Source organism: Enterocloster bolteae, assembly GCF_002234575.2.
GTDB classification, from domain to species: domain Bacteria; phylum Bacillota; class Clostridia; order Lachnospirales; family Lachnospiraceae; genus Enterocloster; species Enterocloster bolteae.
In genome coordinates, this window is the sequence record NZ_CP022464.2 from 257,956 (window position 1) to 280,390 (window position 22,435).

The 22,435-nt window shown below is 51.9% G+C and carries 22 protein-coding genes and 2 tRNA genes; 10 read left to right on the forward strand and 14 right to left on the reverse strand.

The genetic code is table 11. The features are described 5' to 3' along the window. The first annotated feature begins 14 nt into the window (after nucleotides 1–14). Nucleotides 15–650, forward strand: coding sequence for a dihydroxyacetone kinase subunit L (locus CGC65_RS01295; RefSeq protein WP_002566426.1), 636 nt, complete (start codon nucleotides 15–17; stop codon nucleotides 648–650). A gap of 67 nt (nucleotides 651–717) precedes the next feature. Here CGC65_RS01295 and CGC65_RS01300 read toward each other — a convergent pair whose 3' ends face one another. The 11 genes from CGC65_RS01300 to CGC65_RS01350 all read right to left on the reverse strand — a co-directional run bounded on the left by CGC65_RS01300 (nucleotide 718) and on the right by CGC65_RS01350 (nucleotide 11,541). After that, on the reverse strand, nucleotides 718–1,410 hold the full coding sequence (locus CGC65_RS01300; protein WP_002566425.1) for a response regulator: 693 nt from the start codon (nucleotides 1,408–1,410) through the stop codon (nucleotides 718–720). Between the two features lie 3 nt (nucleotides 1,411–1,413). Beyond that, on the reverse strand, nucleotides 1,414–2,523 hold the full coding sequence (locus CGC65_RS01305) for a sensor histidine kinase (RefSeq protein WP_002566424.1): 1,110 nt from the start codon (nucleotides 2,521–2,523) through the stop codon (nucleotides 1,414–1,416). An 85-nt stretch (nucleotides 2,524–2,608) separates the two neighbouring features. Continuing rightward, entirely contained in the window at nucleotides 2,609–4,243 is a 1,635-nt protein-coding gene (locus CGC65_RS01310; protein ID WP_002566423.1) for a D-alanyl-D-alanine carboxypeptidase family protein, read from the reverse strand. 101 nt (nucleotides 4,244–4,344) lie between these two features. Then, the gene (locus CGC65_RS01315) at nucleotides 4,345–5,040 is read right to left on the reverse strand and encodes a TIGR01906 family membrane protein (protein WP_002566422.1); all 696 of its coding nucleotides are present in this window, start codon (nucleotides 5,038–5,040) and stop codon (nucleotides 4,345–4,347) included. Between the two features lie 94 nt (nucleotides 5,041–5,134). Then, nucleotides 5,135–5,207 (reverse strand) — tRNA-Lys (locus tag CGC65_RS01320). 216 nt (nucleotides 5,208–5,423) lie between these two features. Continuing rightward, nucleotides 5,424–5,969: a V4R domain-containing protein gene (locus CGC65_RS01325; RefSeq protein WP_002566421.1), complete on the reverse strand. Its 546-nt coding sequence runs from the start codon at nucleotides 5,967–5,969 to the stop codon at nucleotides 5,424–5,426. A gap of 2 nt (nucleotides 5,970–5,971) precedes the next feature. Then, on the reverse strand, nucleotides 5,972–6,892 hold the full coding sequence (locus CGC65_RS01330; protein WP_002566420.1) for an ABC transporter permease: 921 nt from the start codon (nucleotides 6,890–6,892) through the stop codon (nucleotides 5,972–5,974). Then, complete coding sequence (locus CGC65_RS01335; protein ID WP_002566419.1) at nucleotides 6,889–7,938, reverse strand: ABC transporter permease; 1,050 nt, start codon at nucleotides 7,936–7,938, stop codon at nucleotides 6,889–6,891. The genes CGC65_RS01330 and CGC65_RS01335 overlap by 4 nt, the downstream gene beginning before the upstream one ends. Continuing rightward, the gene (locus CGC65_RS01340; RefSeq protein WP_007036005.1) at nucleotides 7,931–9,457 is read right to left on the reverse strand and encodes an ABC transporter ATP-binding protein; all 1,527 of its coding nucleotides are present in this window, start codon (nucleotides 9,455–9,457) and stop codon (nucleotides 7,931–7,933) included. The genes CGC65_RS01335 and CGC65_RS01340 overlap by 8 nt, the downstream gene beginning before the upstream one ends. 62 nt (nucleotides 9,458–9,519) lie before the next feature. Then, nucleotides 9,520–10,644, reverse strand: coding sequence for a BMP family lipoprotein (locus CGC65_RS01345; protein ID WP_002566417.1), 1,125 nt, complete (start codon nucleotides 10,642–10,644; stop codon nucleotides 9,520–9,522). 27 nt (nucleotides 10,645–10,671) lie between these two features. Beyond that, a complete protein-coding gene (locus CGC65_RS01350; RefSeq protein ID WP_002566416.1) occupies nucleotides 10,672–11,541 on the reverse strand; it encodes a phosphorylase family protein in 870 nt (289 codons plus the stop codon). A 168-nt stretch (nucleotides 11,542–11,709) separates the two neighbouring features. Between CGC65_RS01350 and CGC65_RS01355 the strand changes: the two genes are divergently transcribed. Next, on the forward strand, nucleotides 11,710–13,362 hold the full coding sequence (locus tag CGC65_RS01355) for a sigma-54-dependent Fis family transcriptional regulator (protein WP_002566415.1): 1,653 nt from the start codon (nucleotides 11,710–11,712) through the stop codon (nucleotides 13,360–13,362). Between the two features lie 72 nt (nucleotides 13,363–13,434). Here the strand turns inward: CGC65_RS01355 and CGC65_RS01360 are convergent. The 3 genes from CGC65_RS01360 to trmB form a co-directional block, all read right to left on the reverse strand. Then, a tRNA-Lys gene (locus CGC65_RS01360) sits at nucleotides 13,435–13,507 on the reverse strand. A 217-nt stretch (nucleotides 13,508–13,724) separates the two neighbouring features. Continuing rightward, nucleotides 13,725–13,886, reverse strand: a complete 162-nt coding sequence (locus CGC65_RS31190; protein ID WP_002566414.1) for a hypothetical protein — start codon at nucleotides 13,884–13,886, stop codon at nucleotides 13,725–13,727. Nucleotides 13,887–13,922: 36 nt separating this feature from the next. Next, nucleotides 13,923–14,585, reverse strand: a complete 663-nt coding sequence (gene trmB, locus CGC65_RS01365) for a tRNA (guanosine(46)-N7)-methyltransferase TrmB (protein ID WP_002566413.1) — start codon at nucleotides 14,583–14,585, stop codon at nucleotides 13,923–13,925. Nucleotides 14,586–14,770: 185 nt separating this feature from the next. On the opposite strand from trmB, the gene CGC65_RS01370 reads away from it, so the two are divergent. The 8 genes from CGC65_RS01370 (at nucleotide 14,771) to CGC65_RS01405 (ending at nucleotide 22,420) form a co-directional block, all read left to right on the forward strand. Continuing rightward, nucleotides 14,771–15,766 (forward strand): SH3 domain-containing protein, encoded by a 996-nt coding sequence (locus CGC65_RS01370; protein ID WP_002566412.1) that lies wholly within the window; start codon nucleotides 14,771–14,773, stop codon nucleotides 15,764–15,766. A gap of 202 nt (nucleotides 15,767–15,968) precedes the next feature. Continuing rightward, nucleotides 15,969–16,280: an SPFH domain-containing protein gene (locus tag CGC65_RS01375; protein WP_002566411.1), complete on the forward strand. Its 312-nt coding sequence runs from the start codon at nucleotides 15,969–15,971 to the stop codon at nucleotides 16,278–16,280. A gap of 4 nt (nucleotides 16,281–16,284) precedes the next feature. Next, nucleotides 16,285–17,304 (forward strand): V0D/AC39 family V-type ATPase subunit, encoded by a 1,020-nt coding sequence (locus CGC65_RS01380; RefSeq protein WP_002566410.1) that lies wholly within the window; start codon nucleotides 16,285–16,287, stop codon nucleotides 17,302–17,304. A 17-nt stretch (nucleotides 17,305–17,321) separates the two neighbouring features. Then, nucleotides 17,322–19,262 carry a V-type ATP synthase subunit I gene (locus tag CGC65_RS01385; protein ID WP_002566409.1) on the forward strand — a complete coding sequence of 647 codons (1,941 nt, stop codon included), beginning with the start codon at nucleotides 17,322–17,324 and terminating at the stop codon, nucleotides 19,260–19,262. 31 nt (nucleotides 19,263–19,293) lie between these two features. Further along, complete coding sequence (locus CGC65_RS01390) at nucleotides 19,294–19,728, forward strand: ATP synthase subunit C (RefSeq protein ID WP_002566408.1); 435 nt, start codon at nucleotides 19,294–19,296, stop codon at nucleotides 19,726–19,728. Nucleotides 19,729–19,732: 4 nt separating this feature from the next. After that, nucleotides 19,733–20,041, forward strand: a complete 309-nt coding sequence (locus CGC65_RS01395) for a V-type ATP synthase subunit F (RefSeq protein ID WP_002566407.1) — start codon at nucleotides 19,733–19,735, stop codon at nucleotides 20,039–20,041. A 26-nt stretch (nucleotides 20,042–20,067) separates the two neighbouring features. After that, nucleotides 20,068–20,661, forward strand: coding sequence for a V-type ATP synthase subunit E (locus CGC65_RS01400; RefSeq protein WP_002566406.1), 594 nt, complete (start codon nucleotides 20,068–20,070; stop codon nucleotides 20,659–20,661). Next, nucleotides 20,654–22,420, forward strand: a complete 1,767-nt coding sequence (locus CGC65_RS01405) for a V-type ATP synthase subunit A (RefSeq protein ID WP_002566405.1) — start codon at nucleotides 20,654–20,656, stop codon at nucleotides 22,418–22,420. Before CGC65_RS01400 ends, CGC65_RS01405 begins: the two co-directional genes overlap by 8 nt. Nucleotides 22,421–22,435 lie beyond the last annotated feature (15 nt).

Here is a 22,435-nt window from a genome sequence, read left to right on the forward strand (position 1 = left end):
AAGGAGGAAATAGAATGGAACGGATTACATGCCATGAACTTCCGGATCTCTTTCAGGGTGCGGCGGATATCTTCGGGGAGAAAAAGGAAGAGCTCTGCGAGATGGATGCCAGAATGGGAGACGGAGACCTGGGGCTGACCATGCAGAAAGGGTTTGGGGCTTTGCCCCAGCTGATACGGGATAATGAGGCGGAAGGAGATATTGGAAAAACGCTCATGAAGGCGGGTATGAAAATGGCTGCTCTGGTTCCGTCCACCATGGGAACCCTGATGTCCAGCGGAATCATGGAAGGCGGAAAGGCCATTGGCAAAAAAGGAGAGATGGGGCCCGGGGAGCTTGCGGATTTTCTGGCCGGTTTTGCCAGAGGGATTGCGCACCGCGGAAAATGCCAGTTGGGAGACCGTACCATCCTGGATGCTGTGGACGCCGGGGCAAGGAAGGCCCAGGAGGCCTGTGCAGAAGGCGCTGACATGGGGGCCATGCTCCGCCGGGCGGCAGAGGGCGCAAAGGAAGGCGTGAAAGCAACCGAAGATATGCTTCCGAAGTATGGAAAGGCGGCTGTGTTTTCTGCCAAAGCCAAGGGCGTACCGGACCAGGGCGCTGTGGCGGGACAATATTTTCTGGAAGGATTGGGGAGATATTTTCTATAAAAAGGATCTTTTTATAAAAAGAGGACCGCTCTGTCCGGGCGGTCCTCTTTTTGCTCGTCTTTTTATTTTATTCCTCGCGCATCCGGTAGCCAACCCCGATTTCCGTAAATATGTACTGGGGTTCAGCGGGATTTTCCTCCAGCTTCCTTCTGATATGGGCCATGTTTACCCGCAGAATCTGGTTGTCACTATCCGCAAACGGACCCCATATTTTGGAAATAATACTCTCATAGGTCATGACCTTGCCGGCATTCTGGGCCAGCAGGGAAACCAGCTTATATTCGATCTGGGTCAAATGGACATCCTGTCCCTTTACCTTTACCAGCCGGCGTTCAAAGTCAATGAGAAGATCGCCTACTTCATATTTAAGACTCTGGGTGCCGGCCGCTCTCTGGCTGTGGCGCAGCGCGGTGCGGATGCGGGCCAGCAGCTCAGCCGTGCCAAAGGGTTTGGTGAGGTAGTCGTCTGCTCCCAGGTCCAGGGCAGCCACCTTGCTGCGCTCCAGGGTCCTGGCGGAAATCACGATGATGGGCAGGGCGCTGGTGGATCTGACCTCCTGTATGAGTTCCAGGCCGTCCATGTCCGGCAGTCCCAGGTCCAGAAGTACCACATCTGGCTTAAGGGATTCGATGAGCTTCAGCCCGTCCGTTCCGGTGTTGGCGCAGGTAACCTGGTAGCCCTGGGGGGACAGGACAGTCTCTATGAAGTTACAGATGTTCTTCTCGTCTTCAATGATGATGATGTTGGCTTTGGTATTCATGATTTAGTATTCCCTCCAATCTGGTAAGGTAAATGTAAACTGGGCGCCCCGCAGGTGATTTCCGGCATGGATTTCGCCTCCGTGGGCATTGATTATGGTTTTGCAGATGCTCAGGCCGATTCCCATTCCTTTGTGTCCGTCACCGGTATGGTTTTCCGATGTCCCTCCGCCGTCAAAAATCGTATCCAGCAGTTCGGGAGCAATCCCCTTGCCGTAATCTTTGATGGAAACAGAGAGTCCGCTTTTTTCGGAGGCAGCCACCAGGTCAATGGGCCCATTGGTACCGGAATGGAACAGGGCGTTTTCCAGAAGGTTATTGATTACCTGCTCTATCAAGGTTGCATCCATGGGTATTATGATGACGGAGTCGGGAATGCTGACCCGCACCTGGACATCCGGAAACCGTTTTCTGAACCGCTGCACGGATTCGGATATGACTTCTTCCAGGGATTCGTCTGCCTTGACCACGGAGGCCACGCCTTTTTCGTCCTGGATTCTGGTGACTGAAAGCAGATTCTCCACCATATTGAGAAGCCACTGGGCATCTTCCTCTATGTTCCTGACCAGCTTCCGTTTTTCCTCAGGAGACATATATTCCTCCTGAGCCAGGTAGGTGGAGCTGGAACCGATGATGCTGGTCAGGGGAGTGCGCAGGTCGTGGGACATGGCCCGCATCAGGTTGGCCCTCATGGTTTCCTTTTCCGCATTGAGCAGCATGCGGTCTTTTTCCTGAAGCTGGACATTCTGCTTGGTAATCATGATGCAGATGCTGCTGGACAGGCTGGATATGAGGGCCATGCCCAGGAAGGTGATGGGATAACCGGACATGGTGAAATTTAAAGTCAGGTAAGGGTATGTAAAGGCAAAATTCACCCAGAATACGCCGAAAAGAGAAGCCAGGATACCGGCGCCGTAGCAGCTGGTAGCACGGGCAATCATGATGATGGCCAGGGTGTATATGATGGATATATTTGTTACATTGTTGCTGAAGTGAAAAAATATGGTGGAAACTAAAGTGGCTGCAGCCATATATTCAATGGTAATGGGCAGATTCCTTACCAGATTTATGGCAGCAGCCTTAAGGTCGGTTTTATTTATATGGAATGATTTCATTACATATTCCCCTGTTGGCGTTAGATGCATTCCGGCTGCATAGATGAATTAACAATTTTTATTATAGCGTATGCCGGGGGGAAGTTCAACGGAAAAAGGATTTTTTGCGCCTCCGTCCCCTGCCTTTTTTTCCCTTTTCTCCCAGAGGAGGGGAGGATACGCGGCGCTGGGCCACCAGCTTTTCAAAATCCGAGGAGGAAAAACCGATGTCTTCCAGGCGCTCCAGCCTTCGCTGGCGTCTGAGGTATAGGTCCTCTTCTTCCTTCCTGCGCACATGAATCTTCACGGCCGCCACAATAGCAATGATGACAGCCAGGGAAAATGCGATTCCCAGAATGGCCAGGGTGTTGGCCGGAATCCGGATGCTGGCAGCGGTCCCTTCCTTTGAAGTGATGTCCTGGCGGGGGGCCGGGGTCGGGGCCGGCGTCTGCCCGTGGGGAGTTTCTGCATTAGACGGTGCTTCCGGTGTATCCTGGAGGCCGGGGGCGTCTGGGCGGCCGGATGGATCCGAAGGAGCGGGATTATCCGCCTCTCCGTCCTGGCCTATGGAAACCGCAGAGGCTCCTGAGGCGTCCTGGGATGTCAGGGAGGCAGCGCTTCCCTCCAAACCAGGAGAACACAGGTACACGGAACCCACAGGCCTGTCATTGTACGTATAGCTGATACAGGCAATGGCTGCCTGGGGATGGCTGCCGTCCAAATCATAAGTAAGGGCGGACTGGGTGTCGGTGAAGTCGGCGTCCCTGGGTATCACCACGCGGCCGCTCCGGTCCAGCTCCAGGGATATGCTGTCGCCGGAGGTCATGCCGGCAATGGTCATGTCATTTTCCAGGGACTTGTACCTGGTTTCGTAATCAACAGTCCGTAGAGACTGAAAATTGCGGAAACCAAAATCGAAAAGAGCCTTGGTATCAGAGTAATGGGACTGGTGGCCGTTGAGCACCACTGCAATCAGAGTCATGTCATTTTTCCTGGCACAGGTAACCAGGGTGTTTCCCGCTAAGGAGGTGTATCCTGTCTTGCCTGCAAAGGCGCCGGGATAATATACGGCTTCATTTTTATTTAACATCTTGTGGTGGTTGGCCACATAACCTCCCTCCGGGGTCCGCTTGGTGGGAGCCAGCTGGTAGCTTCGGGTGCCGTTGATGGTGAGAAATTCCGGGTTCTGGATGGCGGCTCTGGCTATCAGGGCCATGTCATGGGCCGTAGTGTAGTGGTTTTCGTCATTCAGGCCGCTGGGGTTGTTAAAATGGCTTCCCGTGCAGCCCAGGCTCCGGGCCTTCTCGTTCATCAGCTGGGCGAATGCCTCCCTGGATCCGCTTACATGGCAGGCCAGGGCATTGGCGCTCTCATTGGCAGAGGCCAGCATCAGAGCGTAAAGGCAGTCCCGCACGGTCAGGACATCCCCTTCATCAATGCCGGCGCTGCTGCTTCCAGCCTCCACATTGTATACATCGTCATGGGAAAATGTAACCATCTCATTCAGATCGCACTGTTCCAGCACAATCAGGGCTGTCAGTATCTTGGTGATACTGGCAGGGTAATAGGGCTGGTCCATGTTTTTTCCATAAAGAACCGTCCCGGTGTCGGAGTCCATGACAATGCCCGCGTCAGCCTGGATGGACACATCAGAGGGCCATTCGGGGGCTGCCGCTGCTGTTATGGGGAAAAGTCCTGCACACAGGCAGAGGCATATAAACAACATAAGGAATCGCTTCATCCTAATATTCTCCATTCACTTCTTTGCTAAGATACAGTATAAAGGATTTGCGGCTTCAAGTAAAGGCTGGAGAGGGGCGTTATTTTTGAATCTGTGTCCATTCAGCTTACTTTCCTGCGGTTTTTTATAGTTAGGAGCAGGCAGACTCCAAAGAGAATCAGGGACAGGGAGCCAAAGAGCAGGGCAATGCGGGCAGCCGTGTCCATGAAGAAGCCTTCAGGTACAATGTTGATGAGCATGTCCGTGGCAGGGTCCAGAATCCACAGGTCGTTGCTGAAGAAGATATGGTGGAACATGATGAAGTATTTGGTGAAGTCAGTGGATATGATGAGTCCAAGGGCCGTAATCAGCGCAAAGAACAGTCCGGTCCCCATGCACAGGGAAGGCGGAAGGACCCGTCCCATCCTGGCTTTGGTGGCAGCCATGAGGATGAGAAGGCCGGCTCCAAGGACCAGGCATATCCTGCGGATGGACAGGGCCTTCAGGAAAAGGACCTGCACATCCTCCATATGGGCGATTTCACGTTCATTGAAGAACTCCCTCTGTTCCCCTCCCATGGTGGTGGTCACATGGAGGTCCTCCCTGCCGCCTCTGAGATAATCCATCATTTCATCCGTCACATGGAGAAGATCGTCCATGGTCATGGACGGCAAGCTGTCCAGCACATTGTATTTGGTGTATTCCTTTTCAAAATAACCGGGCGTCCAGTATACCACTGCCTCCACGGAAGTGATGAAAAGAATAATCATCAGGCAAAATGCGGTTACGATTCCGGCGGTTCGGTGTAAATATTTCATGATTCCTCCTGTATGATAGTGTGGGATAAGTTTTATATAACAAAGAAAAGCCCGACCCCGCAGCTTTTCGTATCTGCAAAGTCAGACCTTTTAGTGCGCCTTCAGGGACTCGAACCCTGGACAAATAGATTAAGAGTCTACTGCTCTACCAACTGAGCTAAAGGCGCATGCGATTCATTTGTTTCTTTAAGTGACACGTCCACTATTATAATGCGTTTTAAGAAAAATGTCAACATTTTTTTCGAAAAAAGTTAATTATCAAAAAGGCTTATCGAAAAAGTTCATTATTTACTGGGCGGAATCGCCGGGTATCCCCTTCCCCGCAGATACCACCGGATCCGGTGATGCCTGGGGGAGGGATTCCTCAGCTGGTTTATACAGCATTACAGCACTTCGACCAGGAATTCGCAGTAAGGATCGCCGTTGGCACAGCATTTTGTCTCTGTTACCCGGCAGGGTTTTCCCAGGGCGGTGGAGAACATGCCCGCAGCCGTACCTGCCTCGTACACGCATATTTTGGAATGTATATTGGGAAGGCCGTAACAGTCCGCGCATTCATAATGCCTGTAGACTGCGTGGGTTTCATCAGCTTCCACTACTTCCTCAAAGGCGTATCCGTCCCTCTGGGCAATGGGCTGGTTGCTTTCCATGATTTCCGGCAGTGTCTTTCCCCTGATTTGGTCCGAGGTGATACTTTCTCCTATGATACGGGATATTTCATAGGCAGCCTCCTTCAGTTCCGGGTAAAACAGGAAGGTAAGGGTCTGACGTTCTCTCATATAATTAAAGGGCATATGGTCGCCCAGGCGGGGACGGATTTTCACCCCCTTTTTCTGGGCTGCGTATGCGTCCGCAAAGGAACGCATCACATAGGAATAATCATCAGCCATCTTTCTGGCGTGCTCTGTGTCTATCTGAATTTTACCCACGGTTACTCTCCTTTTTGGTAATAATGTTTTCCCGACGCAGCTGGCGCGGAGCTTTTCTTCCTGGCAAACAGCAGCACCACAAGGGTTAGTATATAGGGAAGCATCTGTACCAGCTGGGGAGGAATGTTGACTCCCTGCAGTCTGAACTGGAGGCTTTGGGCAAATCCGTACACCAGGCCTCCCAGCGCCACCCACAGCGGCTTCCAGTTTCCAAGTATCACCATGGACAGGGCGATATAACCTCTTCCTGATACCATGTCTTTGCTGAACATGTTGATATCCCCGATGGACAGGTAGGCGCCGCCTATGGCGGCAAGCATGCCGCTGGCCATGACGCAGAGATACTGCATTTTATATACGTTGACTCCCATGGTGCCCGCCATCTCGGGGTTTTCTCCGATGACCAGGATTCTCAGACCGGCCGGCGTCCTGTATAAGAGGAACCAGAGAAGAAAGACGCAGAGAACCAGGATGTAGAACAGGGGGGAAATGGTACCAATGATATCCCCAATGACAGGAATTTTTGAAATCACAGGCACACGCAGCATGCCCAGTCCCGCCACCATGCTGGACTTGCCCTTGGTGCCCCATATCATTTCCAGCAGGACAATGGTAATGCCGGAGGCAAAGATGTTGATGCCCACGCCTGCCAATACATGCTCGCATTTAAAGCCCACGGTCAGAGTCACCAGAACCAGACCCATGAGAATACCGGAGAGGGCGGCAAAGAGAAGGCCCATCCAGGCGCTGCCTGTCACATAGGAGCCCACCACTCCGAAGAAGCTTCCGATGAGCATGATGCCCTCCAGCCCCATATTGATGACTCCGGCCCGCTCTGACAGCATACCGGCCAGGGCGGCAAAGGAAATGGGTATGGCCACCCGGACCATGCCGGCTAACAGGGAGAGAATCTGTCCGCTCATGATGTCACCGCCTTCCTTCTTTTGTACAGATTTTGAATAGCAATTACGATTCCGGGTGTGGAGATAAACAGTATGATAAGGGCCTGGAGAACGGAGATGAACTCGCCGGGAATGTCCGTCATACGGTTCATGCTGGAGGCACCTGCGTTAAGGGCTCCGAACAACAGGGCCGAGGCCAGGGTTCCCAGGGGCTGGTTGTGTCCCATGACCGCAATGGCGATACCGCTGAAGCCGTATCCTGTGGTCATGCCGGATATGTAATAACCCTGTACGCCCATAACTTCGCAGGCGCCGCCAATGCCTGCCAGGGCGCCGGAAATGAACATGGCTGCCAGCAGGTTTTTCTTATTGTTGATGCCGGCTGATTCCGCGGCAAATGGGCTGTCCCCTGTCGCCCGCATCTCATATCCCAGCTTTGTCTTGTAGAAAAGGACCCAAAACAGAAATACGGCAAGGAGGGCAATGAAGATGCCTGTGTTCAGCCTGGTATGGGCTACCAGGGATACCAGCCTTGCGCTGTCTTGTATCTCCTCTGTCCTTACCACCATTCCCTCTGATTTAAAGGGATTGTTCACCAGGTATTCCACCAGGTACAAAGCCACATAGTTCAGCATGATGGTGATGATGACTTCGCTTATCTGCAGCTTATTCTTAATCACAGCCGCCAGCATGGCCCATATGCCGCCGAAGATGGCAGCCACCAGAATACATACAGGTATGTGCAGGACGGCGGGCAGTCCCGTGATATAAGTGCCTGCCAGGGCAGCAGGCAGGGCGCCCGCCAGAATCTGCCCTTCTATACCGATATTGAAGATACCGGCCTTGGACGCCACTGCCATGGCCAGTCCTGCAAATATCAGGGGAATGGCTGTGCCGGCAGTCTGGGCCAGGTTATAGGTGCTGCCGAACGCGCCTCCCAGCATGGCGGAGTAAGCTTCCACCGGGGAATACCCTGCGGCTGCTATGATGATGCCCGCCAATACCAGGGAGATCAGGAAGGAAATCAAGGTAAATGCCATGGTACGGCTTTTCAGATATTTAATCATTGTCTGCTGCCTCCTTCCGGGCATTGCCTCCCAGCATATAATAGCCCAGTTCTGTTTTGGTAAATGCGCCGGTCTCCTTTTCGGCCACGACTCTGCCCTCATAGAGCACCGCAATGCGGTCGGCCAGCTTTATAACCTCATCCAGGTCAGCGGAGATCAGCAGGATGGCGGAACCTGAGTCCCTCATCTGCATGAGATGCTGGTGGATGTATTCGATTGCTCCGATATCCACGCCTCTGGTGGGCTGGGCAGCCACAATAATGTTGGACTGGTGAAGGAGCGTGCGCCCGATGATCAGCTTCTGTTGGTTGCCCCCTGACAGGGAACTGGTGAGCTGGTCGATGCCGTCTGTCCTGACATCAAACTGTTTTATGGTGTCCCTGGCAACCTGTTTGATGCGTCTGATGTTCAGAAAGCCGTGTTTCACGTATTCGGGCCGGTAATGGTATCCCAGAATGAGGTTTTCCCAATTGGAAAATCCCTTTACAAAGCCGCGTTTGCCGCGCTCCTCCGGAATGTGGCCCACATAGTCCAGCATCCTGCGGGGAGAGATGGCGGAAACCGGCTGGGATCCGCAGCAGACCTGGCCTGTAAAATGATTCTCAATCCCTGTGACCACCTCAATGAGTTCGGTCTGTCCGTTTCCCTCCACGCCTGCAATGCCCAGTATCTCGCCTGCCCTGCATTCCAGGCTGATATCAGTGAGTACGGGGCGGCCCTTCTTTTTAAGGCAGATATTCTTAAGACCCAGCTTGACGGGGCCGGACCCATCGTAGGGAACCCGCTGTACATCAAAGGATATGGGTCGGCCTACCATGAGCTCAGCCAGCTTGTCTTCTGTGGCCTGGGTTGCCGGAAGGGAGGCGATGTTCTCTCCCCTGCGGAGTATGGTGATGTTATCCGCAATGGCCAGGGTCTCCTTAAGCTTGTGGGTAATAATGATGATGGTCCTGCCGTCCTTCTTTAGCTGCCTGAGCATGGCAAAGAGCTCCTGCACCTCCTGGGGGGTAAGGACCGCCGTGGGTTCGTCTAAAAGTATGATGGAAGATTCGTTGTAAAGGGCTTTGAGGATCTCCACCCGCTGTTTTTCTCCCACAGACAGGTTCTCTATCCTGCTTTCAGGATTCAGATCAAAGTGATACCGGCGGATGAGCGCATCCACCTTTTGGCGGGCTTTGCCGCGATCCAGTAAAATGCCTTTGCGCGGTTCATGGCCCAGGATGATGTTCTCCGTGATGGTGAGATTGCCTACCAGAACAAAATGCTGGTGGACCATGGATATGCCATAATCTATGGCGTCATGGGGCGAACGGATGGCTGCCGGGCTGCCGTTAATGAGAATCCGTCCCTTGTTGGCTTTATAAAGGCCGAACAAAATTTTCATCAAGGTGGTTTTGCCGGCGCCGTTCTCGCCTAAAAGGGAATGTATCTCGCCCTGTTCTACCTTGAGGGATACCTCCTTATTGGCATAGGAGCCGTGAAAGGTTTTGGTAATACCCTGCATCTCTATTGCATACATTGGGACCTCCCTGTGTGAAAGGAAAGGTGTTGCTTGTGGTAAGCAGCACCTTTCGCAGCCGGTTATTTAACTTCGTCTATGGTTGAAGGAACTGTGATCTCGCCGGAGATGATTTTATCCTTTGCGGTCTGGGCAGCGTCAAGGCTGGCAGGATCAATCTCTACCTTGGAACCTTCGTTTGTGATGCCCAGTGCGTCCTCCTTAAGTCCGGGTACCATGGTACCACCTTCAAGAGTACCGTCTATGGCTGATTTGATGCCGTCCTTGATGACTACATCAATCTTGCGGATAGCCGATAACATGATGTGGTCCGGGTCGATGAGACACTGGTTTACATCTGCGCCGATGGCCTTAAAGGTTCCCTGCTGTGCAGCGTTGAACACGCCCAGTCCGGAACCGCCGGCAGCGGCAAAAATGACGTCGGCGCCTGCGTCTGCCTCAGCCAGTGCCAGTTCCTTGGCAGTGGTGGTATCGGCAAAGGAGCCTACATATTTGACAATTACCTCCACATCCGGGTTGGCAGCTTTGGCGCCGGCCATATACCCGGCCACGAAGATATTCTGGGATGGGCTGTCCACGCCAACCACCATGCCTATTTTGTTGGTCTTTGTGTTAAGGCCCGCAACAGTTCCCACCAGATATGTTTTCTCATTGTCCTTAAACAGGACGCTGGTCACGTTGTCACATCCTGTCACCTCGCCGTCCACGAACAGGTATCTCTGCTCCGGAAACTCGGAGGCCACCTTCTGGAGGGCTTCTACGGCATCAAAGCCGCCGCCGATGATCAGGTCGTATTTGCCGGATGCGGAGAGGTCGGTAAAGTTGGCTTCAAATTCAGATATTTCCTTGGGCTCCACCAGCTGATACTCGATTCCGTAATCAGCCTTGGCAGCTTCCACACCGGCCAGCATGCTGTCATTGAATCCGCCGTCTCCCAGTCCGCCGATGCCGATCATAAGGGCAACCTTGAAAGGCTCTGAGCCGCCGCTGGGGACGGTCTGACCGTCAGCCGGAGCTTTTGCGTCTGCTTCCTTGGAGGCTGAGCCGTTGGAATCCGTTTCGCCGGAGTCTGCCGCTGTCTGGGTTCCTGCGTCTGGTGATGAAGCAGCCTTGCCCTGGCATCCGGCCAATGATACGGTCATGGCGGCTGTCAGCGCCAATGCTGTAAATAACTTTAAATGTTTCATGATAGTTTCCTCCTCTGTGTATACCCGCTACATGTCCAGGCGGTTCTGTACGGCCTTGGGCATCTCTATAATGTTTTCGCCGCAGTGGCAGTTCATAGTCTCAGGATTGATGGCAGCCATGGCTTCCAGCATGACCTTTCCCACCACCGGTGCGCATTCCGAATAAATGTCAAAAATGGAGCGTTCCCAGTTGGGATTGATTCCCTCGGCCGAATTGCTGATAACATACAGGGCCGCGTAGCAGGCGCCGATGGCCCTGGCCAACGCCGCTTCCGGCATCATGGTCTGTCCGCACACATCGCAGTGATCCGCGTACATTTTCTGGATTTCAGCAGCTGACTCGAATCTGGGGGCTTCCGCAACGCCGTAGATGCCGGTGCGGAACACACGGCGGAATACGCCGGAGGCCTTTTCTAAAAGTATCCTGTGCAGGTCGGGACATATGATTTCCCTCATGCGCATGCTGTAGGGGGTGAATTTTCCCAGATAGGACACACGCTTTGTATAATCAATGAAATCCTGGGGACATATGATGTCGCCCGGCTCCAGCAGGGGATTGATGCCGCCGCCGCTGCCGTCTGCCAGTATGTATTTCACGCCGGCTTCCCTCAATGCCCAGAAAATGCGCTCGCTGGGAGTGTCATTGTAAGGTGAGAGTCCCTTCCAGCCGTGGAAAGGCACATAAAGTACCTGCCGGGTTTTGTGATCTGCCGTGATGGAGGCATCCATTTCGTACAGTTTCATGCAGGCGGTGACTCCAAACGGGGTTTCAAATTCCATGTCCCGTTTTAACAGGGTAATGCCTTCCATATTTAAATCTTCGGGAAATTCGCATCCCCAGGTTCCTGAGCCACCGATGTGGCAGTACATGGTCTTTGGTATTTCTTTGCAAATCATAACATTCCCTCACTTATATTTTATTTACCTAGGTTACCGTAATTCTATTAATCCCAAGGTGATTATTCAAGTGAGGGGGAGTCGAAAAGAATAGAAAAATGGAGATGCCCCTTGTATCTGTCTCATATTGAGACTATAATCTCATTATGAGATAAATGGGGGAAAGAAATGAAACGATCCGTATTAAGCGCTTGCGCAGCCATTGTGCAGAAGGAGATTGAATTTTATGCGGGATTTACCTGCCTGGAGTACGATGTGAACGATGAGAATACCATGAGAGTTGCGGGCACAGGCATTTTCAGGTCCATTATCTATGCCAATGAAAACCAGCCCTACAGCGCCATTGAACAGGCCAAGACGGACAGGAAGCCTGTATTTGTGAGAAACAGGAACAGCAGCATCTGCCGCAAATGCAGCACCAACCGCATCTGTACGGGAAAGGCAGAGGTGGTGGTGCCCTTGTATATCAGGCAGGCCTTTCTGGGAACTCTGTCCGTGCTGTGCTATGATGAGAAGATACACAAGGATATGCTGGAACATACAGAATATTATAAAAACCTTGCGGTTCATGTGGGACAGGTCATTACCAGGATTGCGGAGTCATACCTTCTTGAAGATGCCCTGCATGTGACGGAGCACGCCCTTTCCGACCTGGTGGATTCCATGGAGGACGGGGCTGTCCTGATAGAGAACCGGCGGGTGTCAAAGGTCAACAAGAATGCCCGGATCCAGATGCAGAGAATGGGGATAGGAGAGGAGCTGTTCCGGGAAACGGTGAAGGTCATTAAGAGAAGGAACAGCAACTGGCTGGATATGAGGGCGGAGAACAGGAGTATCCGCCTTCACGCAAAGCATCAGATTTTTGATTCTGAGTTCCTTATGGGAAAACGGCTGGAGTATGTTGTGCTGGAGCAGAATCTTGTGACGGAGCAGAGCTATTTCCAGGATGCCAGCAGGAATCTGTCTCTGGACTACTTTGAGGGAACCAGCGAGGTTCTGACGAAGATGAAAAAGAACGTGATGAAAATTTCGGAAATAAGCCGTTACATGGTCATACAGGGGGAGAGGGGACTGGGCAAGGAGATGTGGGTAAAGGCCATACATAACAGCGGGCGCTATGCCCAGCAGGAGCTGGTGATTTTTGACTGCAATGCATTTTCGGACCTGAATTTTGCCAACCAGGTATTTGACGAGGAGACCGGCATATTCTGCGGCAGGGATATTACCGTGTGCTTAAAGGAGATTCCCAGGCTTCCTTACTGGCTTCAGCTAAAGCTGGCGGATAACATTACCCTGCTGGAAAACCACAACATCCGCCTCATTGCCACCACCCTGGAGGACCTGTCTAAGATGGCTGACCACAACGCGTTTTCCAAGCGTCTCTTTAACCTGTTTTATCCCGCTATCCTGTGTATTCCGCCAATCAGGGAGAGGGATATGGATATAGACTACTATATTCAGAAGTATCTGATTTACTATCAGGATTTTGAGAAAAAGAAGGTTGCCTGCAGCTCCAGGGCCCTTACCATGCTTAAGAACCATTCGTGGCCTGGCAATTTCAAACAGATGGAACAGGTCTTAAGCTACCTTATATCCATAAACACCAGCGGAATCATCACGGAAGAGGACGTGCTTCGGCTTCCTGATTTTAAACAGAACGACGGGCCCTTTAACCTGAAGGAGCAGGAACGGCAGCTGATACAGAAAGCGCTGCAGCGTTTTACAGGTCCCTACGGCAAGCAGGCCGCGGCAGATGCCCTGGGTATCAGCAAGGCTACGTTATACCGTAAGATACAGGAATACCGCCTGGATGAAGCATAGGACAGAGCGGGGGAGGACAACAAAAAAGTCCGACCCCGCAGCTTCCAATATCTGCAAAATCAGACCTTTTAGTGCGCCTTCAGGGACTCGAACCCTGGACAAATAGATTAAGAGTCTACTGCTCTACCAACTGAGCTAAAGGCGCATTTTTTTCATTTTGTTGTGCAGCTGTCTCAACAGCACGTTCGCCATTATATCGCCTAAAAAGCAAAATGTCAACACTTTTCGAGAAAAAATCTTTGGAAATTTTTTTGCCGGGAGTTTCATGGTTTTTAGCTGTGGCTCCTTTTGGAATCCCTGCGTCCGCGGCTGCCTGTTCCTGTGAGAAACAGACAGCTGCGGATGTGTCCTCTTTTGGGAGGTTATTTTTTATCCTTGTCCTTTTTGGCCTTGGCTGAACCGGAGCCCAGGAGTTTGCCAACTTCCTTAAAGGAACGGTTGAACCGGAGAGCCTGTTTGTTTAAGTCTGTCTTATCGCTGGTGGCCTGGAGCAGTTTTTTGGTGATTCCCGGAGGGAGTGCCATGCTGTCCGCCTCCTGATGGTATCCTTTACCTGTATTCTATGCCGGGTCCTGGCCGAAGGTTCCTGTCCGCCGGGCAATGAGCTTGCAGATGGGCTTGCCCTCGGAGGCGAATTTCATCTCATACTCTGTCATCACATTTCCTTCTGCCATGGGGCTGTTGTGAAGATCAAAGGTATACTCTGTAATCTCCCAGCCGGCATCTGGAATGGATTCCAGGGAATATTCAAACAGCCCGCGGTTATCTGTCTTGAATTCAACAACACCCTGGGGCGCCAGAATTTTGTCGTATACAGACATAAAGACAGGGGATGTGAGCCTTCGCTTGGCATGGCGGTCCTTTGGCCATGGATCTGAGAAGTTCAGGTATATCCGGTCCACCTCGCCGGGGGCAAAGATCTCCGCCATGTCCTTTGCGTCGATGCACATAAAATAAATATTTTCAAGGTCCATTTCGCTGCGTTTCTGAAGTCCCCGCAGAAGGACGCTGGAATAGCGCTCAATTCCAATATAGTTGATATCCGGGTTGGCGGATGCTTTTTCCATAATAAAACGGCCCTTACCCATTCCCACCTCGATTTCAAGGGGATGGCTGCCGCCGAATACCTGGTTCCATGTGCCGCGGTGCTGTTCCGGCTCCTGAATGACAAATGGGCTGGAGGCAATGGTTTCCTCGGCACCCTGGATGTGGCGTAATCGCATGTGTTTCATCCTTTCGTGAATATAGTTGCTGCAGGCCTTATTTTAACATTCAAAAGATGCATTTGCAACAAAATTTACTTTTTTCTTATTTTTCTGATTTTTTATAATTAATAGTGCAAAATTAGCAAAAATCTAGTATACTATACATAATAGGCGGATATCTGCGATACTAAGGAGGAAGGCTTATGTCGAATGTGGAGCGGACGACCAGCTGGCAGCAGATTCAGCAGGGCGTTAAGGAAGCAGAGCGATTAATTGCGCGCAAGGAATATAATCTTGTGATGGTCAGAGCCAGACAGGTTCTGGAATATATGGTAAGATGCATGGCTGAGAGAGCGTGTGTGGTGGAAGGGGATCTGTCCGATACCATAGACCAGCTGTACGAAGGCCAGTGGATTAACAAGGCCACCAAGGACAATTACCATACCATCCGTATACTGGGGAACAAGGCTGTTCATGAGGGGGATGACACGGCGTATGACGCCAACCAGGCATTCCAGCTGCTGACCCAGGAAGTGTATGTGTTTGCCAATGAATTTGCAGGAGGTTCGGGCGGCCGTCCGGTCAGAACGTCCTCGGCTGCAAGGAATACATCAGGGCGCCCGGCGCCCAGGCAGGGAACCGGCGGAGGCAGGAGCGCTTCCGGCAGGAACAGCCAGAGGGTACCTGCCAGGAATACCCGCAGCGGCCCGTCCCGCCAGGGCGGACCCAGGAAGAAGCGCAGACGGGTATCACCGGCAGCATACATACTGAGACTGCTGATTCCGGTGCTGCTGGTTATACTTCTGATTGTGGTTATCCGTGTTTTCACGTCGGATAAGGGCAAGGATGCAGATAAGACCACCACAGTTCCGACTGTGACCACTGCGCCTGTAGAGCCTGCACCTACGCTGCCGCCGGAACCTGAGACAGAGCCTGAGACAGAGCCGCCTGCAGAGACCTACAGGATTAAGGGAAGCAGTGTAAATGTCCGCAGCGAGCCATCTACCAGCGGCCGGATTCTGGTACAGCTGGGCAGCGGCACCGAGGTGGTGTACGTGAAGCGGTATGACAACGACTGGGCAGTCATTAACTACGATGGCCAGGAGGCGTATGTATCCAGCAAATATATTGAAAAGGTAGAACCCGTGGCGTCAACCGGGGGGGAGACTGAGGGCAGCGAGGCCCAGACAGCCAATTAGGCTCATGTATTTGTGAAAATTGTATAGGAAAAATTGGTAATTTTGGATGCAAAAAGAGGAAGAATTTAAAAAGTTCTTCCTCTTTTTGGCGTTTTGCAGTGGGGAAATTGTGAAAAATTAATTTTAAAACTAAAATACCTCTGGTTTTTTTCTAAAAAAGGAGTATCATGAAATGATATGAAAATATATAAGGAGGAGAGCTATGGATACTGTGATTAACCGTTTATCGGAAATCGAAGCAGCGGCCGGAGCCATTGTGGAAGAAGCGAATGCACGCAAGAAGGCATTTGCCGAGGAAATGGACGCAAAGACGGCTGCCTTTGATAAGAGTATGGAACAGGAAACGGCCCGCAGGATTGCAGAGATTCAGGAGAAGATGGAGGCGGACATGAACGGGCTCCTTGCAAAGCAGAAGGCAGAATCAGAGGCCCTGCTTAAGGAGCTGGAAGATAATTATAACCGGCACCATGAAGAATATGCAGAGGCTCTGTTCCAGAAGATGATAAAGGGGTGAGATTATGGGCAGCCTGATTGCTTACAGCGGCATTGCCACCAAGGTGAAGGCAATGGAACGCTGGCGTATAAAAGATGAGCAGTTCCTTGAGATGGCGGCCCTGGAAACCGTACCGGATGCAGTGCAGTACCTGCGTGCCTTTCTGCCTTACCGCGAGATATTTGGCCAGGTGGAGGACAAGGATCTGCACAGGGGAAACATTGAGCAGCATCTGAATCTGTCCCAGTACAGGGATTTTGCAAAGCTTTACCAGTTTGCCAATATAAAGCAGAGGCGTTTCCTGGACCTGTACTTCATGCATTATGAGATTACCATTCTAAAGACCTGTCTGAGAAATGCGGCAGGCCACAGGGAACAGAGGCAGGACCTTTCCATGTTCCGTGATTTCTTTGAGAGGCATTCCGCCCTTGACCTGATCACGCTTTCCCAGTCCCAAAGCATGGAAGAGTTCATAGGGAATCTGAAGGGGTCCGTGTATTACGGCCCGTTGTACCAGATGCAGCAGAACGGCAGGGTAACCCTTCCGGCCTGTGAGACAGCCCTGGATATGCTGTATTTCAGGTCCATGTGGAAGATTAAGGACAAGTACCTGTCAAAGAACGAGCAGAAGATAATCGCCCAGTGTTTCGGCACCAGGATGGATATGCTGAACCTCCAGTGGATTTGCCGTTCCAAAAAGTTTTACCAGCTGGAGCCAGGGGAGATATACGCCATGCTGATTCCCATACAGCTCCATCTGACCAGAAAAGAGATTAACCGGATGGTGGAGGCGGAGAATCTGGATATACTATACGGACTCATAGGAGCGAGCTGGTACGGCAGGACTGGCCTGGTCCATCTGGACCAAGATCAGGATCTGGACCATCTGGCCCACGATATAATAGACAGGATTTACCTGAAGACAAGCAGAAAAGACCCATACTCCATCGCCATACTGAATTCCTATCTCTACTTTAAGGAGAGGGAAATCCAGCGTATCATCACTACTATTGAGAAGATACGTTATGGGCTGGGAGCAAGTTGACTAAAGGGGGTTAAGACGTGATTGAGAAGATGAAGTTCTTAAGTATTACCGGCCCTAAGGAGGATATTGACCGGGTGGTGGACACTTATCTGTCAAGATATGAGATCCACCTGGAAAATGCCCTGTCGGAGCTTAAGACAGTAAAAGACCTGAGGCCTTATATTGAAACGAATCCATATAAGGATGTGCTGGAAAAGGCCCAGGGGCTGGTGGAAAGCTATCATGACCTGATAACGGACCAGACGGGCCGGAACATGAAGCTGGAGGAGGCCGTTGAGGTTATTAACAGCCTTGACACCCAGCTTAAGGAACTGACAGACCAAAAGAACGTCCTGGTGCACCAGCGGGACGAGTTAAAGGCTTCCAGGGACAGGGTTATACCCTTTGCAGGGCTTAACTACAATGTGAAGGAGATACTTAAGTTCCGTTTCATGAAGTTCCGTTTCGGACGTATTTCCAGGGAATATTATGAGAAATTCTCATCCTATGTGTATGAGACCATAGACACGGTTATGTTCAAATGCGAGGAGGAGGGGGATTATGTATGGGTGGTCTACTTTGTGCCGGAGAGCCTGGCGGACAAGATTGACGCCATCTATGCATCCATGCATTTTGAGCGGTGTTTCCTTCCGGATGAGTACGAGGGTACTCCGGTGGAGGCAGGACATGTGCTGGACGACAGGATAGGAAGCCTTCAGAAGGAGATAGACGAGGCGGACAGGAATATCGTGGAGGCCATGAGCAGCAGGAAGGACGAGTTTGCCGCTGCCTTAAGGCGCATCAGGACATTTTCAACCAACTTTGATGTGAGGAAAATGGCTGCCGTCACCAAGCATGACACCCATAACTTTTACATCCTGTGCGGATGGATGACGGAGAATGATGCAAAGAGGTTCCAGAAGGAAATCGAATGCGACAGCGATACCTTCTGCATTATTGAGGACGACCACAACAACATCATGAGCACTCCTCCCACCAAGATGAAGAATCCGGGGCTGTTCAGGCCCTTTGAGATGTATGTGGAGATGTACGGGCTGCCATCCTATAATGAGCTGGACCCCACCATACTGATTGGCATTACGTATTCCATTTTGTTTGGTTTCATGTTCGGGGACGCCGGGCAGGGACTGTGCCTGCTGATTGGAGGATTTCTGCTGTACCGGTTTAAGAAGATACGTCTGGCAGGAATCATTTCCTGCTGCGGCGTGTTCTCCACCATATTCGGACTGCTCTTCGGAAGCGTTTTTGGATTTGAGGATATCATAGATGCTGTGTGGCTCAGGCCCCAGGAGGCCATGACAGATCTGCCCTTTATCGGCAGGCTGAACACGGTATTTGTGGTGGCGGTTGCCATTGGAATGGGAATCATCCTTTTATGCATGATTCTCAATATCATCAACAGCCTGAGAACCCATGATGTGGAGAAGGCGTATTTTGACACAAACGGCGTGGCCGGGCTGGTATTCTATTTTGCCCTGGCATCCGTGATTGTACTGTATATGACCGGAAATCCGCTTCCCGCCACCGTGATTCTGGTAATCATGTTCCTGATTCCGCTTCTGGTGATATTCTTTAAGGAACCGCTGGCAGCCATATTGGAGAAAAAGGCGGAACGGATGGAAACCGGCCTGGGAATGTTTATCACCCAGGGCATATTTGAACTCTTTGAGGTGCTGTTAAGCTATTTTTCCAACACCCTTTCCTTTGTCCGTGTGGGTGCGTTTGCAGTGAGCCACGCAGCCATGATGCAGGTGGTCCTGATGTTAGCAGGGGCAGAGGCAGGAGGAAATACCAACTGGGCCGTGGTGGTTGGCGGCAACCTGTTTGTATGCGGTATGGAGGGCCTGATTGTGGGCATCCAGGTACTGCGTCTGGAATACTATGAGCTGTTCAGCCGGTTCTACCGCGGCAGCGGCAGGGCATTTGAACCGTATGGAAAGGCTGCCGGAGAGCAGTAAGCATATATAATACAAAAAGGAGATATGAGATATGAGTTTATTAGTTAAAATTACACTGAGCGCAGCACTTATTTTAAGCATTGCAGTACCTTTTGGGGCATTTGCAGCAGGGGAAAAGACAAAGGGACGCTATAGGACAGCCCTGGCAGCCAATGTATTCCTGTTTTTCGGCACCATGGTATTCGCGGCAGTGGTCATGTTCTCCGGCAATGCAGCGGCAGCCGAGACAGGAGCCCAGGCAGCCGGTTCATCCGCGGCAGGCATGGGCTATCTGTCGGCAGCACTGGCCACAGGACTTTCCTGTCTGGGCGGCGGCATCGCTGTTTCCGCAGCAGCCAGCGCAGCACTGGGAGCTATCAGCGAGGACAGCTCCATCCTTGGTAAATCATTAATCTTCGTAGGTCTTGCCGAAGGTGTGTGTCTCTATGGTCTGATCATATCCTTTATGATCTTAGGAAAGCTGTAATCCCATGAAGATGTACCTTATCAGCGACAACATCGACACACTGACCGGCATGCGGCTGGCGGGAGTCGAGGGGGCTGTGGTCCATAAGAGGGAAGAACTGAAGGAAGAACTGGATAAGGCCCTGGCCGACAAAACCATCGGGATCATCCTGCTGACAGAAAAGTTCGGCAGGGAATTTCCGGAGATCATCGACAATGTAAAGCTGGAGCGCAAGCTTCCGCTGATTGTGGAGATTCCGGACCGCCATGGAACCGGCCGCAAGCCGGACTTTATCACCTCTTATGTGAACGAGGCAATCGGACTGAAACTGTAGTAATGATAGAAAGAGGGTGAATCAGCTTGACAACAGAGGAAAAGCTAAAGCATTTCCAGGATATCTGCATGACGGATGCCAGAGAGCGCAGCGCCAGGATGTTAGATGACTATATGAACGCCCTGGAGGCTGCCTTTGAGGAGCATGCGGCTGACGCCAGGAGGCGGGCCGACATGCAGGTGGAGGCAGAGACAGAGAAGCTGGAGCGTGAAATCAATAAAAGGCTGTCCATCGGCCAGCTGGATTTAAAGAGGGAGGCCAGCCACAAGCAGGAGGAACTTAAGGATAAGCTGTTCGTGGAACTGCGCGACAAACTGGCCAACTTTATGGAGACACAGGATTACCAGCGGCTTCTGGACCGCCAGGTAAAGGCTGCCAAGGAATTTGCAGGGGATGAGGAACTGATTATCTATATGGACCCATCGGATGTGGATAAGCTGCAGCGCATTGCCATGCACCACAACGCCACCATCAAGGTCAGCGAATATTCCTTTAACGGAGGCACCAGGGCTGTGCTTCCGGGTAAGCATATACTTATAGACAACTCATTCCAGACTAAGTTAAACGAGGCCCGCCATGAGTTTAAATTTGACTTGACAGGAGGTAGGCAAAGTGGCTAAGACAGGTGTGATTTACGGTATAAATGGTCCTGTCGTTTCCCTGCTGGGCGACTCAGGGTTCCAGATGAATGAGATGGTGCATGTGGGCCAGGAGAAGCTGGTGGGCGAGGTCATCGGACTGAACTCAGAGAAGACCACCATTCAGGTTTATGAGGAGACCAGCGGAATTAAGCCGGGAGAAACCGTGACTGGTACAGGCGCTCCTGTATCCGTTACACTGGCGCCGGGAATCCTGAGCAATATATTTGACGGAATTGAGCGTCCCTTAAGCGAGATTGCCAAGGGAAGCGGATATTATATCAGCAGAGGCATATCCGTCAACAGTCTGGATACGGATAAAAAGTGGGATACCCACATGGTGGTGAAGGAAGGGGACAGAATCATGCCCGGCACCATTATTGCTGAGGTGCCGGAGACAAGGGCTATCACCCATAAGGTCATGGCTCCGCCGGACGCGGAAGGCTATGTCCTTACAGTGGTGCCGGACGGCCGGTACACCATAGAGGAGCCGCTTCTGACCCTTCAGCTCATGGACGGCACTGAGAGGACCCTGACCATGACCCAGAAATGGCCCATCCGCGTGGCCAGGCCGTCTGCCAGGCGGTTCCCGGCAGTGAAGCCCCTGATCACAGGCCAGCGTATTCTGGACACCATGTTTCCCCTGGCAAAGGGCGGCACGGCAGCCATTCCCGGAGGCTTCGGCACTGGCAAAACCATGACCCAGCACCAGGTGGCAAAGTGGTCGGATGCGGATGTCATCATCTATATTGGCTGCGGTGAGCGCGGCAACGAGATGACCCAGGTTCTGGAGGAGTTCTCAGAGCTCATAGACCCAAAGACAGGAAATCCGCTGATGGACAGGACGACCCTGATTGCCAACACATCCAACATGCCGGTGGCTGCCCGTGAGGCCAGCCTGTATTCCGGCCTTACCCTGGCCGAGTATTACAGGGATATGGGATACCATGTGGCCATTATGGCTGACTCCACCTCCAGATGGGCAGAGGCCTTAAGGGAGCTGTCAGGCCGTCTGGAGGAAATGCCTGCCGAGGAAGGTTTCCCGGCTTACCTGGCATCCCGCCTTTCCGCGTTCTACGAGAGGGCGGGCATGATGCAGAACCTCAATGGAACAGAAGGTTCCGTGACTATCATCGGCGCGGTGTCGCCTCAGGGAGGCGATTTCTCCGAGCCTGTGACCATGAATACCAAGCGTTTTGTGCGCTGTTTCTGGGGACTGGATAAATCCCTGGCTTACGCCAGGCACTTCCCGGCCATCCATTGGCTTACCAGCTATTCGGAATATATTAACGACCTGTCCTCCTGGTACATGGACAATGTGGATAAGCGGTTTGTGGACGACCGGAACCGCCTGATGGCGCTTCTGGTGCAGGAGAGCAGCCTGATGGAGATTGTAAAGCTGATTGGAGCCGACGTACTGCCGGATGACCAGAAGCTGGTGCTTGAAATCGCAAAGGTGATCCGTCTGGGGTTCCTGCAGCAGAATGCATTCCACAAGGACGACACGTCTGTGCCTTTGATTAAGCAGTTTAAGATGATGGAAGTCATTCTTTACCTGTATAAAAAATCACGTTCCCTTGTGTCCATGGGCATGCCTGTGTCTGTGCTGAAGGAGGAGAACATATTTGACAAAATCATATCCATTAAATACGATGTGCCCAATGACCGCCTGGAAATGTTTGATGACTATATGAAGATGATAGACGGTTTCTACGACAGGGTCGTGGAACGGAACGCGTAAGGGAGGGAGGTCCAT

Bases quoted from the DNA above. Each gene is read 5' to 3' on its own strand.
- CGC65_RS01330 (WP_002566420.1), bottom strand. From the start codon at position 6,892: ATGAGCGGACAGATTCTCTCCCTGTTAGCCGGCATGGTCCGGGTGGCC.
- CGC65_RS01375 (WP_002566411.1), top strand. From the start codon at position 15,969: ATGGATACTGTGATTAACCGTTTATCGGAAATCGAAGCAGCGGCCGGA.
- trmB (WP_002566413.1), bottom strand. From the start codon at position 14,585: ATGCGATTACGCCACATCCAGGGTGCCGAGGAAACCATTGCCTCCAGC.
- CGC65_RS01380 (WP_002566410.1), top strand. From the start codon at position 16,285: ATGGGCAGCCTGATTGCTTACAGCGGCATTGCCACCAAGGTGAAGGCA.
- CGC65_RS01300 (WP_002566425.1), bottom strand. From the start codon at position 1,410: ATGAATACCAAAGCCAACATCATCATCATTGAAGACGAGAAGAACATC.
- CGC65_RS01350 (WP_002566416.1), bottom strand. From the start codon at position 11,541: ATGATTTGCAAAGAAATACCAAAGACCATGTACTGCCACATCGGTGGC.
- CGC65_RS01315 (WP_002566422.1), bottom strand. From the start codon at position 5,040: ATGAAATATTTACACCGAACCGCCGGAATCGTAACCGCATTTTGCCTG.
- CGC65_RS01310 (WP_002566423.1), bottom strand. From the start codon at position 4,243: ATGAAGCGATTCCTTATGTTGTTTATATGCCTCTGCCTGTGTGCAGGA.
- CGC65_RS01390 (WP_002566408.1), top strand. From the start codon at position 19,294: ATGAGTTTATTAGTTAAAATTACACTGAGCGCAGCACTTATTTTAAGC.
- CGC65_RS01305 (WP_002566424.1), bottom strand. From the start codon at position 2,523: ATGAAATCATTCCATATAAATAAAACCGACCTTAAGGCTGCTGCCATA.
- CGC65_RS01370 (WP_002566412.1), top strand. From the start codon at position 14,771: ATGTCGAATGTGGAGCGGACGACCAGCTGGCAGCAGATTCAGCAGGGC.
- CGC65_RS01355 (WP_002566415.1), top strand. From the start codon at position 11,710: ATGAAACGATCCGTATTAAGCGCTTGCGCAGCCATTGTGCAGAAGGAG.
- CGC65_RS01340 (WP_007036005.1), bottom strand. From the start codon at position 9,457: ATGTATGCAATAGAGATGCAGGGTATTACCAAAACCTTTCACGGCTCC.
- CGC65_RS01335 (WP_002566419.1), bottom strand. From the start codon at position 7,938: ATGATTAAATATCTGAAAAGCCGTACCATGGCATTTACCTTGATTTCC.
- CGC65_RS01295 (WP_002566426.1), top strand. From the start codon at position 15: ATGGAACGGATTACATGCCATGAACTTCCGGATCTCTTTCAGGGTGCG.
- CGC65_RS01345 (WP_002566417.1), bottom strand. From the start codon at position 10,644: ATGAAACATTTAAAGTTATTTACAGCATTGGCGCTGACAGCCGCCATG.
- CGC65_RS01395 (WP_002566407.1), top strand. From the start codon at position 19,733: ATGAAGATGTACCTTATCAGCGACAACATCGACACACTGACCGGCATG.
- CGC65_RS31190 (WP_002566414.1), bottom strand. From the start codon at position 13,886: ATGGCACTCCCTCCGGGAATCACCAAAAAACTGCTCCAGGCCACCAGC.